The following is a 254-nucleotide window of genomic DNA, read 5'->3' on the forward strand; positions in this document are numbered from 1 at the left end:
AAACTGAAAAACGTTTACATATTCTTTTTTATATTATCTTTTTGATTATCATGTAATTTTATTATTATGGTGTAAAGAATCTATCGATTTTAATTTTTCCGTTTTACATATTTGAACAAAAAGGCCGTCTGAAAACAGAGTCTTGTTTTCAGACGGCCTCGATTTTATTTCAATGTATTATTCGGGACGCATTTGCGGGAACAGAATCACGTCGCGGATGGTTTGCGAATCGGTCAGCAACATTACCAAGCGGT

1 pseudogene is annotated in these 254 nt (G+C 33.9%); it reads right to left on the reverse strand.

Annotation, left to right across the window (positions count from 1 at the left end):
- Positions 1-177: 177 nt before the first annotated feature.
- Positions 178-254, reverse strand: a pseudogene (locus ACTHSP_RS23885) (amino acid--tRNA ligase-related protein); the annotation flags it as partial.

The sequence above is a fragment of the Neisseria sp. P0001.S005 genome, from assembly GCF_051963715.1.